Origin of the sequence: Amycolatopsis sp. 195334CR (genome assembly GCF_017309385.1) — a bacterium.
In the GTDB taxonomy this organism is placed as follows: Bacteria; Actinomycetota; Actinomycetes; order Mycobacteriales; family Pseudonocardiaceae; genus Amycolatopsis.
Window position 1 is genome coordinate 193,232 of the sequence record NZ_JAFJMJ010000003.1, and the last position, 15,457, is coordinate 208,688.

At 70.4% G+C, this 15,457-nt stretch carries 10 protein-coding genes and 1 riboswitch; of the genes, 9 read left to right on the plus strand and 1 reads right to left on the minus strand.

Annotated features, from left to right (window positions below; all coding sequences use genetic code 11):
- Positions 1-18: 18 nt before the first annotated feature.
- The 9 genes from JYK18_RS38015 to JYK18_RS38055 all read left to right on the plus strand — a co-directional run bounded on the left by JYK18_RS38015 (position 19) and on the right by JYK18_RS38055 (position 14,162).
- On the plus strand, positions 19-867 hold the full coding sequence (locus JYK18_RS38015) for an enoyl-CoA hydratase-related protein (protein WP_206808628.1): 849 nt from the start codon (positions 19-21) through the stop codon (positions 865-867).
- Positions 864-1,475 (plus strand): acetoacetate decarboxylase family protein, encoded by a 612-nt coding sequence (locus JYK18_RS38020; RefSeq protein ID WP_206808629.1) that lies wholly within the window; start codon positions 864-866, stop codon positions 1,473-1,475. The genes JYK18_RS38015 and JYK18_RS38020 overlap by 4 nt, the downstream gene beginning before the upstream one ends.
- Before the next feature lie 401 nt (positions 1,476-1,876).
- The gene (locus JYK18_RS38025; protein ID WP_206808630.1) at positions 1,877-4,855 is read left to right on the plus strand and encodes a ribonucleoside-diphosphate reductase subunit alpha; all 2,979 of its coding nucleotides are present in this window, start codon (positions 1,877-1,879) and stop codon (positions 4,853-4,855) included.
- 13 nt (positions 4,856-4,868) lie between these two features.
- Positions 4,869-5,948 (plus strand): ribonucleotide-diphosphate reductase subunit beta, encoded by a 1,080-nt coding sequence (locus JYK18_RS38030; protein ID WP_206808631.1) that lies wholly within the window; start codon positions 4,869-4,871, stop codon positions 5,946-5,948.
- Positions 5,949-5,996: 48 nt separating this feature from the next.
- Positions 5,997-6,210, plus strand: a riboswitch (cobalamin riboswitch).
- Between the two features lie 120 nt (positions 6,211-6,330).
- Positions 6,331-8,613: a 5-methyltetrahydropteroyltriglutamate--homocysteine S-methyltransferase gene (gene metE, locus JYK18_RS38035; protein WP_206808632.1), complete on the plus strand. Its 2,283-nt coding sequence runs from the start codon at positions 6,331-6,333 to the stop codon at positions 8,611-8,613.
- Positions 8,614-8,917: 304 nt separating this feature from the next.
- Complete coding sequence (locus JYK18_RS38040; protein WP_206806962.1) at positions 8,918-10,000, plus strand: IS110 family transposase; 1,083 nt, start codon at positions 8,918-8,920, stop codon at positions 9,998-10,000.
- Positions 10,001-10,140: 140 nt separating this feature from the next.
- Entirely contained in the window at positions 10,141-11,595 is a 1,455-nt protein-coding gene (locus JYK18_RS38045) for a cytochrome P450 (RefSeq protein ID WP_206808633.1), read from the plus strand.
- 211 nt (positions 11,596-11,806) lie between these two features.
- Positions 11,807-13,624, plus strand: coding sequence for a diguanylate cyclase domain-containing protein (locus JYK18_RS38050; protein ID WP_307796340.1), 1,818 nt, complete (start codon positions 11,807-11,809; stop codon positions 13,622-13,624).
- A 79-nt stretch (positions 13,625-13,703) separates the two neighbouring features.
- Positions 13,704-14,162 (plus strand): peroxiredoxin, encoded by a 459-nt coding sequence (locus JYK18_RS38055; RefSeq protein ID WP_206808640.1) that lies wholly within the window; start codon positions 13,704-13,706, stop codon positions 14,160-14,162.
- Positions 14,163-14,198: 36 nt separating this feature from the next.
- Here the strand turns inward: JYK18_RS38055 and JYK18_RS38060 are convergent, their stop codons facing one another.
- Entirely contained in the window at positions 14,199-15,389 is a 1,191-nt protein-coding gene (locus JYK18_RS38060; protein ID WP_206808642.1) for an LCP family protein, read from the minus strand.
- Positions 15,390-15,457: the final 68 nt, after the last annotated feature.

Here is a 15,457-nt window from a genome sequence, read left to right on the forward strand (position 1 = left end):
CGGAGCAAAGGAGCACCTGTGTCGCACACGGGGTACACCGACATCACCTACCAGGTCAGCGACCGGATCGCGACGATCACGCTGAACCGGCCGGAAGCACGCAACGGCTACACCATCAAGATGGCCGACGAGCTCGGCGACGCCTTCGACCGGGCCGACCACGACGAGCAGGTCCGCGTGGTGGTGCTGACCGGCGCGGGCGACAACTTCTCCGTCGGGGCCGACCTGTCCCAGGGCGGGTTCGACTTCGACGCGGAGAAGGGCCCCGACCCGGAGTGGCAGGAGCCGGCCGGCCGCTGCTCCAAGCGCGTGTTCACGATGAACAAGCCGGTCATCGCGGCGATCCGCGGCGCGGCCATCGGCGGCGGGATCACCATCACGCTGTCCGCCGACTACCGGCTGGCCTCCACCGACGCCCGCTTCGGCTTCGTGTTCGTGCGCCGCGGGATCTATCCCGAAGGCGCGTCGGCGTGGTTCCTGCCGCGCCTGGTCGGCATGGGCACCGCGATGGACTGGATGATCAGCGGCCGCGTGTTCGGCGCCGAGGAGGCGCTCGAGGCCGGTCTGGTGCAGCGCGTGCACGAACCGGAGGAGTTGCTGGACAAGGCGTACGAACTGGCCCGCGAGCTGATCGAGACGACCGCGCCGGTCTCGGTCGCGGTCACCCGGCAACTGCTCTACCGGATGGCCTCCGCGGACTCCCCGTTCCCGGTGCACGAGGTCGACTCGAAGCTGATCGGCGGCCTGTCCACCAATCCGGACGCGGTCGAGGGCGTGCTGTCGTTCCTGCAGAAGCGCCGGCCGGAGTTCAAGCTGCGCGTGCCCGAGGACCTGCCGGGCCACCTGCCGTGGGTGGCCGGGAAGTGACCGCCTACCCGCCCGAACCCTGGAACCTGGCCGGGCAGGCGTACGCGACCACCTGGCGGGTGCCGGTGGACGCGCTGCCCGCGCTGCCGTCCGGACTGGACCCGGTGGTGCTCGCCGGACAGGCGATCGTGGTCACCGCCTGGCTCGACTACCAGCCGCCCGGCCAGCTCTCCTACCACGAGCTGCTGGCCACCGTCGCGGTCCGCAACGGCACGCGCGCCACCGGGTCGATCACCGACATCTGGGTGGACAGCGAGGTGTCGCTGGCCGGTGGCCGCGGGCTGTGGGGCATCCCGAAGGACCTCGCCGCGTTCGACTTCACCCACGGCCGCACCTTCACCGCCTCGGCGAGCCTGGCCGGCGGCTGGATCGCCACCGCGGCCTTCACCCGGCGCGCCGGGCTGCCGTTCGCGCCGCCTGCCGCGTTCAGCATCGCGCAGGAACTCTCGGGCGCGCTGAAGTACACCCCGGTCCGCTCGGCCGCCCGCCCGCACCTGGCTTCGGCGAGCTGGAACCTCAATCCGGACGGCCCGCTCGGCTTCCTCGACGGCCGCCGTCCCGGCCCGAGCGTGGCGCTGGCCGACTTCCGCCTCACGTTCGGCGAGTAGCCCCCCCGGGGCGGGTGATCACCGCCCTCCCGGACGAGGGATGCCCCGGTACCGCCTGGTGCCGGGGCATCACTCTGAGTGGCGTTCCGGATGCCGAACGGCCCAGCGCCGCGGGTGATCCGCACACTGTTCAACAACGGCCAAACCTCCCCTGAGCAGCAGCCGAGCACCAGCCCCTAACCTGCCTGGGGGAGGGTCGAGTTCAGCATTCGGGAACGCCGCGACACGCCACCCGTTGGGGCATGTGCGCGCCGACACCCCTACATGTAGTCTCTGGGCACCGAGAGCGCAGCAGCGACGGGAGACCGCTGTTCAGCTCCCTCGGCCAGACCTGCACCACCGCACAGCACACCGCCTCTCGAGACGGTGTGGGGAACCAACGCGCCCTTTTGGAGCCACGCATGTCACTGGACATCACCGAGACAACCCAGCGGCCACCGTCCGTCACGGACCAGACCGCCACCGTGCGCGTCATCCGCCGTGACGGCAGTGTGTCGCCGTTCGACGCGAACAAGATCTCGGTGGCGATGACCAAGGCGTTCCTCGCCGTCGAAGGTGACGACGCCGCCGCGTCCTCGCGCATCCACCACCTGGTCGCGGAGCTGACCGAGCAGGTCGAGCAGTCGCTGCTGCGCCACGCCGGCCCGGAGACCTCGCTGCACATCGAGCAGATCCAGGACCAGGTCGAGCTGATGCTGATGCGCGGCGAGCACCACAAGGTCGCCCGCGCCTACGTGCTGTACCGCGACGAGCGCGCCAAGGCCCGCGCCGCGGCCGCCGCCCCCGCGCGTGACGAGAACGTGCTGCACGTCAAGTCCGCCGACGGCGCGCTGCGCCCGCTGGACTGGGACCGCGTGGCCCACGTGGTCGGCGAGGCCGTGGCCGGGCTGTCCGACGTCAGCGCCGAGCCGGTGCTGGCCGAGACCCGCCGCAACCTCTACGACGGCATCTCCGCCGACGAGCTGGCGCTGGCCCAGATCATGGCCGCCCGCACGCTGGTCGAGCAGGAGCCGAACTACTCCTACGTCAGCGCCCGCCTGCTGGCCGACAAGCTGCGCGCCGAGGCGCTGAGCTACCTGGCCGGCCGCCCGCGCCAGGCCAGCCAGGACGAGATGGCCGAGGTCTACCCCGGCTACTTCCGCGACTACCTGCGCCGCGCGATCGAGCTGGAGCTGGTCAACAGCGAGCTGGCCTCGTTCGACCTGGACAGGATCACCGCCGCGCTGCGCCCCGAGCGCGACCTCGACTTCGGCTTCCTCGGCCTGCAGACGCTGTACGACCGCTACTTCCAGCACCACGACGGCACCCGGTTCGAGCTGCCGCAGGCGTTCTTCATGCGCGTGGCGATGGGCCTGGCCATCCGCGAGGACGACCGCGAAGCCCGCGCCATCGAGTTCTACGAGCTGCTCTCGTCGTTCCACTTCATGGCCTCGACGCCGACGCTGTTCAACTCGGGCACCACCCGCCCGCAGCTGTCCTCCTGCTTCCTCACCACGGTGGACGACGACCTGGACTCGATCTTCCAGGCGTACAAGAACAACGCGCTGCTGGCGAAGTACTCGGGCGGGCTGGGCAACGACTGGACCCCGGTCCGCGGCCTCGGCGCGCACATCAAGGGCACCAACGGGCAGTCGCAGGGCGTGGTCCCGTTCCTCAAGATCGCCAACGACACCGCGGTCGCGGTGAACCAGGGCGGCAAGCGCAAGGGCGCGGCGTGTGCCTACCTCGAGACCTGGCACGTGGACATCGAGGAGTTCCTCGACCTGCGCAAGAACACCGGTGACGACCGCCGCCGCACCCACGACATGAACACCGCGAACTGGGTGCCCGACGAGTTCCTCCGCCGGGTGGAGGCCAACGCGGGCTGGACCCTGTTCTCCCCCAACGAGGTCCCCGACCTGCACGACCTCTACGGCAACGCGTTCGCCGAGCGCTACCGCGAGTACGAGGCCGCCGCCGAGCGCGGTGAGATCAAGGTGTTCCGCAAGGTCCGCGCGGTCGAGCTGTGGCGCCGCATGCTGACCATGCTGTTCGAGACCGGGCACCCGTGGATCACCTTCAAGGACCCGTGCAACCTGCGCTCGCCGCAGCAGCACACCGGTGTCGTGCACTCGTCGAACCTGTGCACCGAGATCACCCTGAACACCAGTGCCGACGAGGTCGCGGTGTGCAACCTCGGCTCGGTCAACCTGCTCAAGCACGTCGGCCCGGACGGCCTGGACACCCAGCGCCTCGAGAAGACCGTGCGCACCGCGGTGCGGATGCTCGACAACGTGATCGACATCAACTTCTACACCATCCCCGAGGCACGCCGGTCCAACCTGCGCCACCGCCCGATCGGGCTGGGCCTGATGGGCTTCCAGGACGCGCTGTTCGAGCTGGGCCTGCCGCTGTCGTCCGAGGCCGCGGTGGAGTTCGCCGACCGCAGCATGGAGCACATCAGCTACTACGCCATCTCGGCCTCGACCGACCTGGCCGAGCAGCGCGGGCAGTACCAGACCTTCGAGGGTTCGCTGTGGAGCAAGGGCATCCTGCCGATCGACTCGATGCAGCTGCTGATCGACGCCCGCCGCGGTGACGCGCTGGACGTGGACACCTCCACCACGCTGGACTGGGAGCCGCTGCGCCAGCGCGTGCGCACCGTCGGCATGCGCAACTCCAACGTGATGGCGATCGCGCCGACCGCGACGATCTCCAACATCTGCGGGGTCGGGCAGTCCATCGAGCCGCTGTTCCAGAACCTCTTCGTCAAGTCGAACATGTCCGGTGACTTCACCGTGGTCAACCCGCACCTGGTGCGCTCGCTCAAGGAGCGGGGCCTGTGGGACGAGGTGATGGTGTCGGACCTGAAGTACTTCGACGGCAGCCTCGGCCAGATCGACCGCGTGCCGGACGACCTCAAGGCCCTCTACGCCACCGCGTTCGAGGTGGAGAGCAAGTGGCTGGTCGACGCGGCCTCGCGGCGGCAGAAGTGGATCGACCAGGCGCAGTCGCTGAACCTCTACATCGCCGCGCCGAGCGGGCGCAAGCTCGACGAGCTGTACCGCTACGCCTGGCACAAGGGCCTCAAGACCACGTACTACCTGCGGGCGCAGTCCGCGACGCACGTGGAGAAGAGCACCCTGCGCGGCACCGACGGCAAGCTGAACGCCGTCTCGGCCACGCCGGCCCCGGCACCCGCCGCCGCTCCTTCGCCCACCCCGGCCCCGGCCCCCTCGCCGTCGCCTTCCCCGTCGCCGTCGCCGTCGGCTTCCGTGCCCGCGGTGCCCCCGGCCCAGCCGGAGCCCAAGGAGATGCCGAAGGTGGAGGACGTCGACTTCGCCGCCACCGACGGCGCGGCCTGCCGGATCGACGACCCCGACTGCGAAGCCTGCCAGTAAGGAACCCCTGACGATGACCAACACCGAAGCACCGCTCACCGACGCCACCGGCCTAGGCGAGATCGAGCGCGGAGCCGAGCGCATCAGCGTCGACGACAAGCGCATGATCAACGCCCGCGCCGACGTCAACCAGCTGCTCCCGCTCAAGTACACCTGGGCGTGGGAGAAGTACCTGGCCGGCTGCAACAACCACTGGATGCCGACCGAGGTCGCCATGCAGGCCGACATCGCGCTGTGGAAGTCGCCCGACGGGCTGACCGAGGACGAGCGGCAGATGCTCAAGCGCAACCTCGGCTTCTTCGCCACCGCGGAGTCGCTGGTGGCGAACAACATCGTGCTCGCGGTCTACCGGCAGATCACCAACCCGGAGTGCCGCCAGTACCTGCTGCGCCAGGCCTTCGAGGAGGCCGTGCACACGCACACCTTCCAGTACATCTGCGAGAGCCTCGGCCTGGTCGAGGGCGAGCTGTTCAACATGTACCGCGAGGTGCCGTCGATCTCCGACAAGGACGCGTGGGCGCTGAAGTACACGCAGAACCTGGAGAACCCGGACTTCGAGACCGGGACCCCGGAGGCCGACCAGGCGTTCCTGCGCGACCTGGTGGCGTTCTACGTGATCTTCGAGGGCATGTGGTTCTACACCGGTTTCGCGCAGATCCTGTCGCTGGGCCGCCGGAACAAGATGGTCGGCATCGCCGAGCAGTACCAGTACATCCTGCGCGACGAGTCGATCCACCTGAACTTCGGCATCGACTGCATCAACCAGATCAAGATCGAGAACCCGCACCTGTGGACCGAGCAGTTCCAGGCGGAGATCCGGGGCATGCTGACCGAGGCGTGCGAGCTCGAGGTCGCCTACGCCCGGGACACCATGCCGCGCGGCATGCTCGGGCTGTCGGCCCAGCTGTGCGAGCAGTACATGCACTTCATCACCGACCGCCGCGCGCAGCAGATCGGCCTGGCGCCGATCTACGGCGAGAACGAGAACCCGTTCCCGTGGATGTCGGAGGCGATGGACCTGAAGAAGGAGAAGAACTTCTTCGAGACCCGCGTCATCGAGTACCAGAGCGGTGGCGCGCTCGACTGGGACTGATCCCGCCCGCTAGGCTCGGCCACGCCACTGGTTCCCCGGTGGCGTGGCCGAGCTTTTTTCGTGCCGCGTGCCGGGGAGGCAACAGGGAACCCGGTGCGAATCCGGGACTGCCCCGCAGCGGTAAGCGGGAACGAACGCTGTCACCGCGCAAGCGGTCAAGCACTGGGCACCGCCCGGGAAGCGACAGCCAGTAGGTCCGGCTCCCACGTTCTGGGAGCCCCGCCCGCGAGTCCGAATACCTGCCCGTGGTGCGCGCGCCGCCGGCGCGCGCGGGTCCGGGTCTCGCGGGAGGACACGGCCGAACCAGGTGTCGCCGGTTCGTGCTGTGCTGTGCCCTCCTTGCCGTCCCGGGCTCGTCGGACGAGCTCGCGAGGAGAGAGCTGTGGCAGAGCAGAACCGCCTGGGTTCGACCGTTCTCGGTTACCCGAGGATCGGTCCGGACCGGGAACTGAAGAAGGCCGTCGAGGGCTATTGGGCAGGCCGGATCGACGAGGCCGAACTCCGGAAGGTGGCGCGGGAACTGCGCCTGGACACCTGGCGCGGCCTGGCGAAGGCCGGGCTCGACACGATCCCGTCGAACACCTTCTCCTTCTACGACCAGGTGCTCGACACCACCGTGTTGTTCGGCGCGCTGCCGCGCCGGTTCACCGGCCTCGGCCTTTCGCCGGTCGACACCTACTTCGCCGCGGCGCGCGGGGTCCAGGAGGCACCCGCGCTGGAGATGACGAAGTGGTTCGACACGAACTACCACTACCTGGTGCCGGAACTGGGCCCGGACACCGAGTTCAGCGCAACCGGTGGCAAGCCGCTCGACGAGTACCGCGAGGCCAGGGCGATCGGCGTGGAAACGCGCCCGGTGCTCGTCGGCCCGGTGACCTACCTGCTGCTGGCGAAGGCGGCCGAGGGCGCGCCCGGCGGCTTCCGGCCGCTCGACCTGCTCCCGCGGCTGGTCACCGCGTACGCCCAGCTGCTCACCACGCTGCACGACGAAGGGGTCCAGTGGGTCCAGCTGGACGAACCGGCGTTCGCCGCCGACCGCGCCCCCGAGGAGCTGGAGGCGCTCCGGCAGGCGTACGCGGCGCTGGGCGGCTTGGCGCGTCGCCCGAAGCTGCTGGTCGCCGGGTACTTCGGCGCGCTGGGGGACGCGCTCGGCGTGCTCGCCCGCTCCCCCATCGAGGCGCTGGCCGTGGACCTGGTCACCGATCCGGCCGCGGTGCACGCCGTCGCGGCGGAAAGCGCGTTGCGGGACAAGGAAGTGCTGGCCGGCGTGGTGGACGGTCGCAACATCTGGCGGGTCGACGCCGACGCCGCGCTGGCGAAGGCCGCGACCCTGCTCGGCACCGCGGCCGCGGTCGGAGTGTCCACTTCGGCCTCCCTGCTGCACGTGCCCTACGACGCCGCTCGCGAGTCCGATGTGGACGGACGACTGCGTGGTTGGCTCGCTTTCGCCAAGCAGAAGGTCGAAGAGGTGGTGCTGCTCGGCCGGGCGCTCGCCGGTGAACCCGCCGACCTGACCTCGGCGCGCGCGGCCACTGCGGAGCGCGCGAACGCCGGTGACCTGCGTGACGACCGCGTGCGGGCCCGGCTCGCCGCGCTGAAGCCGGAGCACAGCCGCCGCGGTGACTACGCCCGGCGCGCGGCGGCGCAGGCCGAGGCGCTCGGCCTGCCCCCGCTGCCGAGCACCACGATCGGGTCGTTCCCGCAGACCGGTGACGTGCGCAAGGCACGCGCGGCGCTGCGGGCCGGGCGGATCGACGCGGCGGCCTACCGCGCCCAGATGCACGACGAGATCGAGAAGGTGGTGCGGCTGCAGGAAGATCTCGGCCTCGACGTGCTGGTGCACGGCGAGCCCGAGCGCAACGACATGGTGCAGTACTTCGCCGAGCAGCTCGCCGGGTTCGCGGCCACGGAGTTCGGCTGGGTGCAGTCCTACGGCTCGCGGTGCGTGCGGCCGCCGATCCTGTTCGGCGACGTGTCCCGCCCGGCGCCGATGACGGTGGACTGGGCGTCGTACGCGCAGTCGCTGACGGCGAAGCCGGTCAAGGGCATGCTGACCGGGCCGGTGACCATTCTCGCGTGGTCGTTCGTGCGCGACGACCAGCCGCTGGCGGACACCGCGCGGCAGGTCGCGCTGGCCATCCGCGACGAGGTGCACGACCTGGAGTCGGCGGGCATCCGGATCATCCAGGTCGACGAGCCCGCGTTGCGCGAACTGCTGCCGCTGCGGTCGGCGGAGCACGCGGCGTACTTCGGCTGGGCGGTGGAGTCGTTCCGGCTGGCCACCTCGGGCATCGCGGATTCGACGCAGATCCACACGCACATGTGCTACTCGGAGTTCGGGGACATCCTGCCCGCCATCGACGCGATCGACGCGGACGTCACCAGCATCGAGGCCGCGCGCTCGCGCATGGAGGTCCTCGACGGCCTCGGGGACTTCGCGCGCGGGGTCGGCCCCGGGGTGTACGACATCCACTCGCCGCGGGTGCCGGGCGTCGACGAGGTGACCGGCCTGCTGCGCACGGCGGTCGCCGCGGTCCCGGGTGAGCGGATCTGGGTGAACCCGGACTGCGGCCTGAAGACCCGGGGGTACGCCGAGGTCGAACCGGCGCTGCGGAACCTGGTCACCGCCGCGCGCCGCCTGCGCGCCGAACTCGCCACCGACTAGCCCCACGCCGTGAATGTGGCTTTCACGGCACTTGCCGCTGTGAAAGCCACAGTGATGATGGTGTGTATGGACGGGGGCTGCCCCGGGGCTTGGCCCGGAAAGCCACTGATGCCCTGGCCGGGGTTGTCTTGCGAATGATCTGCCGGTTCCGGGGTGGTCTCCGTTCGTGCACGTCACCAGGCCAGGGGATGTGACTTGATAGGAGCCTGTGCCACCAGGACACCCATCACTGTGCTGTCCACCCCTGCTGGCCCGGTACGTGCCCTCCCTGACCACTGAACACCACGGGACGGCAGAGACCAGGATGACTGATCAGCACACCGGCGTCGACACTGCCCAGCACACCGCGGTGATCGCCGGGGTCGATACCCATAAAGACACCCACACCGCCGCCGCGCTCGATCCTGTCGGCCGGGTACTGGGCACGCACACCTTCCCGGCCACCACCGCCGGCTACACCGCGCTGGGCACCTGGCTGGCCGGGTTCGGCACGGTGTCCGCGGCCGGGGTGGAGGGCACCGGTTCCTACGGCGCGGGCCTGGCCCGCTACCTGGCCGGCGAGGGTGTCACGGTGGTGGAGGTCAACCAGCCCGACCGGCATGCCCGCCGCCGCAAGGGAAAGACCGACACCCAGGACGCGATCAACACCGCCCGCGCCGTCCTGGCCGGCCACGCTGAGGCCACCCCCAAAGCCGGCACCGGGCCCGCCGCCGCGATCACCGCCCTGCGCACCGCGCTGACCAGCGCGGTCAAATCCCGCACCGCCGCGCTCAACCAGCTCCACGCCCTGATCGTCACCGCCCCCGCCCCGCTACGCGAATCCTTGTCCGGCCTGACCGGCACAACCCTGATCAGGGCCTGCGCCCGGCTGCGCCCCGGCACCGACCTCACCAGCCCCGTCAACGCCACGAAAACCGCGCTCCGCCGCCTCGCCCGGCGCATCACCGACCTCACCACCGAGATCACCGACGCCAAAACCGACCTGAACACCCTGACCCGCCAGGTCCTGCCCGCCACCACCGCCGTGTTCGGCGTCGGCCCCGACACCGCCGCCCAGCTCCTGGCCACCGCCGGAGACAACCCCGACCGCATCACCACCGAAGCCCAGTTCGCCCACCTCTGCGGCACCGCCCCGATCGACGCCAGCAGCGGCCGCAACAACCGCCACCGCCTCAACCGCGGCGGCGACCGCCACGCCAACGCCGCCCTCCACCGAATAGTGATCGTCCGCCTGCGCCACTGCCCCCGCACCCGCGCCTACCTCGAACGACGCACCCGCGAAGGCCTCCCCAAACGACACATCATCCGCTGCCTCAAACGCTACGTCGCACGCGAAATCCACCGAACCATCACCACAGACATGGCCAACCTCACAACAACCCCTTGACCTCAATAGGAGCATCATTCACGGCACCGCGCCGCACGGCGAACTGACCCGATCGCGTTCTTGTCAGAGCGCCAACAAGCGGGCAAGCTGGACGGACCAGGTCACGCAGTGATCTCTCTCAGCGACGAGAGGAGCCGACCGTGCCGAGCCCCGCCGTCAGCAAGGTGACCAGCGCGCTGCGCGAGCGCGTCCCGCCGCTCACCTCGATCCCGCTCCCCCGCGCGGTCGACCGCAGGCTGCTCGGGCAGCGCTGGCCGACCAGGGAGCTCGCCGCGCCCCCGGCGGGCAGCGGCCTCAAGGCCATTCCCGGCGACGACGGCGCCCCGCTGATCGGGCACTCACTGGACTTCATGCGCTTCGGCGTCGAATGGGCGCTGCGGCGCCACGAGCTGTACGGGCCGGTCTCCTGGATGGGCGCCTTCGGCCGCCGGATCGTCAGCCTCAGCGGGCCGGAGGCCACCCAGATCGCGCTGGTCAACAAGGACAAGGCGTTCTCGCAGCAGGGCTGGGAGTTCTTCATCGAGAAGTTCTTCCACCGCGGCCTGATGCTGCTCGACTTCGGCGAGCACCTCGGGCACCGCCGGATCATGCAGGAGGCGTTCACCCGCGACCGCCTGGCCGGCTACGTCGCCCAGATGGGGCCCGCGCTGCGCGACGGGATCGGCGCGTGGTCACCGGATTCGCGCCCGCGGCTGTACTGGTCGCTCAAGCGGCTGACCCTCGACGTGGCGAGCCGCGTGTTCATGGACACGCCCAGCGGCCCGGAGGCGGCACAGCTCAACCGCGCCTTCGTCGACTCGGTCCGCGCCGGGACGGCGATCGTGCGGCACCCGGTGCCGGGCGGGCGCTGGGCCGCCGGGCTCACCGGCCGCAAGGTGCTGGAGCGCTACTTCCGGGAGAACCTGCCCGCCAAGCGCCGCGACGACGGGGACGACCTGTTCTCCGCGCTGTGCCACGCCACCACCGAGGACGGCGAGCGGTTCTCCGACGCCGACGTGGTCAACCACATGATCTTCCTGATGATGGCCGCGCACGACACCACCACGATCACCAGCACCGCCGCGGTCTTCTACCTGGCCAAGCACCCCGAGTGGCAGGAACGCGTGCGCGAGGAGTCGCTGCGCCTCGGCGACGGCATCCCCGACGTGGCCGCACTCGGTGAACTGTCCACACTGGAACTGGTGGTCAAGGAGGCACTGCGGCTGGTCGCGCCGGTACCGTCGATGGCCCGCAAAACCCTGCACGACACCGAAGTTCTGGGATTCCACCTGCCGGCGGGCAGCCTGGTCGGCGTGTCGCCGACGATCAACCACTTCGACCCGCGGTACTGGACCGATCCGCTGCGCTTCGACCCGGACCGGTTTTCCGAGGCACGGCGGGAAGATCGGGGCCACCGCTTCGCCTGGATGCCCTTCGGCGGCGGCGCGCACAAGTGCATCGGCCTGCACTTCGGCATGTTCGAGGTGAAGGCACTGCTGCACGAGATGCTGCGGCGGTTCCGCTGGTCGGTCCCGGCGGGCTACGAGGCGCGCTGGGACTACGTTTCGCTACCGGTGCCCGCCGACGGACTCCCGATCCTCCTGACCAGGCGATAATCTGTCACACTCAGAGTACCCGTTCGAGTACCGATCATCACCCTTTCAGCCGGTAGACACCCAGCGTGCTGCGTGATGACGTGACATGACTCTCGGCTGGCTCGTGTGCTGTGCGGGCGCACCGATCCCCGCACGGGCTTTGAGCTGGCCTTTGCATCGCATGAAGAGGTGGAGTGTGCCGAGACCTGGTGACGCGCCAGGATTGGTGGAGATCGCCCGCAAATGGGCGGCCACATTGGCCGACACGGAAGGAGTATCGCTTCCGCCCGAGGAACTCGAGGGAAGCCTGCTCTCCTTCGCCCAGGAGTTGAGCGAGGACACCGATCCCGCGCGCGAAGGCGCCAAACTCCGGTTCGCCGCGCTGTATTCGGCTTCACCGCTGGGTATCGCACTGGCCGATCAGGACGGCGTGATCGTCGAGGCGAACCCGGCGCTGGGCCGCATGCTCGGCCGCCGGTCCGAGTCGCTGCGCGGCACGCCGATCCCGAGCCTGGCCTCCACCGACAAGGGCGCCGCGACGCTGCGGACCGGGCTGGCCGAACTCGACGGCGCCGATCTTTCCCTGTACCGCCAGCTGATCGTGCTCTCCAACGCCGAGGACGACCCGCTGTGGGTCAACATCACGCTGTCCCAGCTGCCGGGCGACAACACCGACCGGGTGTACCCGGTGCTGATGGTCGAGGACGTCAACGACCTGCACCTGCTGCAGGAGCGGCTGCGGCACCAGACCCTGCACGACGCGCTGACCGGGCTGCCCAACGCGCTGAGCTTCTCCACCAAGCTCGACACCGCGGTGGCGGCGGACTCCCCCGGCCAGCTGGCGCTGGTGTACCTGGACATCGACGGGTTCAAGGTGATCAACGACGGCCTCGGCGCGGAACTGGGCGACCAGGTGCTGCGCGCGGTGGGCCGCAAGCTGGGCACCGTGTTCGCCGACCACGACGCGTTCATCGCGCGGCTGTCCGGTGACGGGTTCGCGGTGCTGCTGCACGGCGAGCTGAACGCCACCGAGGTGATCGCGCTGGTGCAGCGGGTGCTCGACGAGCTGACCGAGCCGGTCTACTACGACGAGCTCGGCGTCGGCGTGAGCGCCAGTGCCGGGATAGTGGTCCGCAAGGCGGCGGGCGGCTCGGCGAACGAACTGCTCCGCGCCGCCGAGATCGCGCTGCACCGCGCGAAGGAGGCGGGCAAGGCGCAGTGGATGCTGTTCGACCCGGAGCTGGACGCGCGCGACCGCAGCCGCTACCGGCTCGGCGCCACCATCGCCGGCGCGCTGGAGAACGGTGAGTTCTCGCTGGTGTTCCAGCCGACCGTGCGGCTGGCCCGGCAGCACGAGCTGGCCGTGGTCAACGCCGGGCTGCGCTGGGACCACCCGGAGTTCGGCGCGCTGGAGTCCGAGGACTTCTACCCGCTGGCGGCGACCACCGGCATGATGATCCCGCTCGGGCGGTGGCTGCTCACCGAGTCGCTGGCGGCCACGGCCCGCTGGCGCGAGAAGTTCGGCGACGCCGCGCCCGAGGTGTGCGTGCGGTTGCCGTACCGGCTGGCCACCGACCCGGATCTGGTGCTGCTGGTCAAGGAGGAGCTGGACCGCAACGACCTGCCCGCGGGCGCGCTGCGGTTGTGCACGGACGGGCCGTCGGTGCTCGACCCGCACGGTGAGGTGATCGACTCGCTGGCGGTGCTCGCGGATCTCGGCGCGCACCTGGTGCTGGCGGTGTCCGGCAGTGCCGATCTGGAGCTGATCCGCACGCACCAGCTGCCGGTCCGGCACGTCATCCTCACCGGCGAGGTGGTCGACGCGCTCGCCGACCGCGACGACGAGGTCGCCTCGCGCCACCTCGGGCAGCTGGTCGCCCGCGCGAAGGAGATGGGCCTGCGGATCGGCGCCGAAGGCGTGCGCGACGCCGCCCACGCGGAACGGCTGCGGGCGCTGGGCGTGCTCGCCGGGCGGGGCCCGTTCATCGCCGAATCGGCCACCAAGTCCGATGTCGAGGAACTCATCGACCGGCACGCCGCGGCGGGGTGAGACCAGGCCGCCGTGCGGGTGGCTCCGAAGACCAGGGAGGATCGACCGGTCCACCGCGCACGGCAGAGGAGTTCTTCACATGCAGCAGGGAGACCTGGCCCCGGACTTCACCCTCGACGACGATCGCGGGCAGCCGCGGTCGTTGAGCGGGTTGCTCGCCGACGGGCCGGTGGTGCTCTTCTTCTACCCCGCCGCGATGACCAGCGGCTGCACCGCGGAGAGCTGCCACTTCCGCGACCTGGCCGCCGAGTTCGCCGCGGTCGGCGCGCAGCGGGTCGGGATCAGCCCCGACGACGTGGCCAAGCAGCACCTCTTCTCGGCCACGCACGGCTTCGACTACCCGCTGCTGGCCGACCCGGACGGCGCGGTGGCCACGCAGTTCGGCGTGCGCCGCAAGTTCGGGCCGCTGCTGACCAAGCGGCACACCTTCGTCATCGACACCGACCGCAAGGTGCTCGAGGTGATCAAGAGCGAACTGCGCATGGGCGTGCACGCCGACCGCGCGCTGGCCGCGCTGCGGGCCCGCCGCACCGCCTGAGCCCGGAAACCGCATCCGTCCCGGGCGGCGCCACCGTCAGTTGACGATGACGCTGTCCGGGATCGCCTTGTCCGTCTTCAGCGCGTCGAACAGCTGCTCGGCCTTCTTCTTGTCCCAGTTCTCCGCCGAGGCGTTGGTGACCGGCACGGTCGTGGTGACCACGCCACCACTGGAGATACCGCGCATCGCGAACGCCAGCCCGACCAGGTTGTGCAGGTGGTCGCCCTCGTCCATGGTCAGCGCCTCCGGCGCCTCCGACAGCAGCGGGAACAGGTAGAACGGGTTGAGCAGGGTGCCCGGGCTGGCCATCTCGGACACCATCGCGCCGATGAACTTGCGCTGGTTGGCCACCCGGTCCAGGTCCGACCGCGGGGTCGCGCTGCTGTAGCGCATGCGCACGAAGCTCAGCGCCTGCGCGCCGTCGAGTTCCTGGCAGCCCGCAGCCAGCTTGGCGCCGGTCTTCGTGTCGTTCATCTCGGTGTCGAGGCACATCTCGACCCCGCCGATGGCGTCGACGATGTTGGCGAACCCGCCGAAGCCGATCTCCGCGTAGTGGTCGATCCGCAGGCCGGTGGCGCCCTCCACGGTCTTGGCCAGCAGCTGCGGGCCACCGAAGGAGAAGGCCGCGTTGATCTTGTTGGTGCCGTGGCCGGGGATCTTCACCTGCGAGTCGCGCGGCAGGCTGAGCAGCGTCGGCGGGGTGTCGTTGTCCGGGATGTGCGCGAGCATGATGGTGTCGGTGCGCTGCCCGGCGGTGTCCCCGGTGGACAGGCGCGCCTCGTCCTCCGGGTCCAGCCCCGCCCGCGAGTCCGAGCCGACGATCAGCCAGTTGGTGCCCTCGCCCGCGGCGGGACGGCCCTCGTAGTCGGCCAGCGCGTCGATCCGGTTGATGGAGAACTCGAGGTAGATCCACACCCCGGCGAGGAAGACCACGAACACCATCAGCAGGCTGAGCAGCACCTTGCCGAAGCTCCACCGGCGGCGGCGCGGCGGCCGCTCGGGCGGCATCGGCCGGCGCGGCGGCGCCTCCGGCCCGCGCGGCGGCACCGGGGCGCGCATGGTCGGCTGCGGCGGCATGTGCTGCTCCTCGCGCGGCGCCGGGTACTCGTCACGCCGCGGCGGCTGTTCCCGCCCCGGGATGGGCAGCATCTGCGCGCGCTGGTGTTGCCGCGGGCCTCGGGGGGCCGGGCGGGGCTCCTGCCCGCCGTAGTCTCCGCCGTAGGTCATCAACCTCACCGTTTCCTGCCGTCCGACATGCCTGCGGTGCACAGTGAACCGCAGCTCCCGGAGACAAG

Coding starts and splice junctions, on each gene's coding strand:
- JYK18_RS38025 (WP_206808630.1), top strand. CDS start 1,877: ATGTCACTGGACATCACCGAGACAACCCAGCGGCCACCGTCCGTCACG.
- JYK18_RS38030 (WP_206808631.1), top strand. CDS start 4,869: ATGACCAACACCGAAGCACCGCTCACCGACGCCACCGGCCTAGGCGAG.
- JYK18_RS38040 (WP_206806962.1), top strand. CDS start 8,918: ATGACTGATCAGCACACCGGCGTCGACACTGCCCAGCACACCGCGGTG.
- JYK18_RS38055 (WP_206808640.1), top strand. CDS start 13,704: ATGCAGCAGGGAGACCTGGCCCCGGACTTCACCCTCGACGACGATCGC.
- JYK18_RS38060 (WP_206808642.1), bottom strand. CDS start 15,389: ATGACCTACGGCGGAGACTACGGCGGGCAGGAGCCCCGCCCGGCCCCC.